Below are 2,214 nucleotides of genomic sequence, written 5' to 3'. Positions count from 1 at the left end.
GGGCATCGCGGCGCAAAAGATCCTGTTCCGGCAAGCGGACTTCATCGAGACGTCGCTCCGCAACGTGGTGACGGTGCTGCTGGAGGCCGTCGCCGTGGTGGCGGTGGTGCTGTTCGCCTTCCTGATGAACGCGCGCACCACCCTGATCTCGCTGACCGCGATTCCCGTCTCGATCCTCGCGACCGCGGCGATCTTCTCCGCGCTCGGGCTGTCCATCAACACGATGACGCTCGGCGGCCTCGCCATCGCCATCGGCGAGCTCGTCGACGACGCGGTGGTGGATGTCGAGAACATCCTGCGCCGCCTGCGCGAGAACCGGCAAGAGAACCTGAATGGGGGCTCGCCCCGCTCGTCCTTCGCGGTGATCGTGGCGGCCTCCAACGAGGTCCGCTCGGGCATCGTCTACGCGACGATCATCATCTGCCTCGTCTTCGTGCCGCTCTTCGCCCTCTCGGGCATCGAGGGCCGGCTGTTCGCGCCCCTGGGGCAGGCCTACATCATCGCGATCCTGTCGAGCCTCCTCGTGTCCCTCACCCTGACCCCGGCGCTGGCCTCGTGGCTGCTGCCCGGTCTCAAGGGCCTGGAAGCGCCGGAGGGCCGGCTGATCCGCGGGCTCAAGGCCGGAAACGCCAGGCTGGTGGCCTTCGCCTTCGGGCATCAGCGCGCCGTGATGGCGGCTGCCGTACTGGGTGTCGGGATCGCAGCCTACGCCGCAACGACGCTACCGCGCGCCTTCCTGCCGCAGTTCAACGAGGGCTCCTTCACCGTCAACCTCGCCTTCACGCCGGGCATCTCGCTCGCCGAGTCGAGCCGGATCGGCGCCATCGCGGAGAGGCTGGTGCTGGACATCCCGGAGGTGGACCGGGTCGGGCGCCGCACCGGCCGGGCCGAGCTCGACGAGCACGCCGAGGGCGTCCACTCCACCGATCTCGAGATCGGCATGAAGCCGGGCGGGCGCCCGCGCGAGGCGATCGTGGCGGATCTGCGATCGCGCCTCGGGGTGCTGCCGGTCTCGGTCAATATCGGCCAGCCGATCTCGCACCGCCTGGACCACATGCTCTCGGGGGTCAGGGCCGAAATCGCCCTGAAGCTGTTCGGCGAGGATCTCGACGGCCTGCGCCGAACCGCCGACGCTCTCAAAGCGGACTTCGAAAAAATCCCCGGCATCGCGGATCTCGCCATCGAGAAGCAGGTCCGCATCCCGCAGCTCGAGGTCCGGGTCGATTCCGGCCGCGCAGCCCTCTACGGCATCAGTCCCGGAGCCGTGGTCGATGCGGTGAGCCGGCTGGCCAACGGGCGTGTGGTCTCCACCCTGGTCGACGGCCTGCGCCGCTACGACGTCACCGTGCGGCTGCCCGAATCCGGCCGCTCGGTGGCGGCCCTGCGCGAGCTCCTCATCGAGACGCCCAACGGCTGGGTTCCGGCCCACGCGCTCGCCGACATCGCCGAGCGCGACGGTCCCAACCAGATCCTGCGCGAGAACGGGCGGCGGCGGCTGGTCGTCCAGGCCAACACCCAGGCGGGGGCGGACGGCTCGGCCGTGGCCGCCGCCATCGCCGAGACCCTGGCGCGGACTGCCCTGCCCCAGGGCATCACCGCGAGCCTGGAGGGCGCGTTCCAGGCGCAAGGGGAGGCGACCCGCACCATCGGGCTCCTCAGCCTCGTCTCGCTGGCCCTGGTCTTCGCCCTGCTGGCGAGCCGCTACCGCTCCGGCGTGCTCGCCCTCATCGTCATGGGCAACGTGCCGCTGGCGCTCATCGGCAGCGTCGCGGCGCTCTTCATCGCCGGGCTGCCCCTCTCGGTGGCCTCGATGATCGGCTTCGTGACGCTCACCGGCATCGTCGCCCGCAACGGCATCCTGAAGATCAGCCACATCCTCAACCTCGGCCTGACGGAGGGCCTGCCCTTCGGGCCGGCCCTGGTGCTGCGGGCCAGCAACGAGCGGCTGGTGCCGGTCCTGATGACGGCGCTCGCCGCCGGCATCGCCCTGGTGCCGCTCCTCGTCGACGGCACGGCGCCCGGCAAGGAGATCCTTCATCCCGTCGCCGTGACCATCTTCGGCGGCCTGTTCAGCGCCACCCTCCTCGACGCGGCGCTCACCCCCGTCCTGGTCCTGCGTTTCGGCCGGGGCGCCTTCGCCCGCCTCCAGGCGGCGCAGGCACCCGCCCCCGGTCCAGCCGCGGGCGCCCCCGCCCCGGCTGGACCGGGGGCGGG

Annotated in this window: 1 protein-coding gene; it reads left to right on the top strand. The window is 71.3% G+C overall.

Features of this window, described 5'->3' with window-relative positions; translation table 11 throughout:
- A partial coding sequence (locus tag MFF30_RS22400) for an efflux RND transporter permease subunit (RefSeq protein ID WP_238282256.1) occupies nucleotides 1-2,214 on the top strand: 2,214 nt, incomplete at both ends.

Source organism: Methylobacterium goesingense (assembly GCF_022179225.1).
Taxonomy (GTDB): Bacteria; Pseudomonadota; Alphaproteobacteria; order Rhizobiales; family Beijerinckiaceae; genus Methylobacterium; species Methylobacterium goesingense.
The sequence above is the reverse complement of the archived record's forward strand: the minus strand, read 5'-3'. Positions and strand labels throughout refer to the sequence as shown.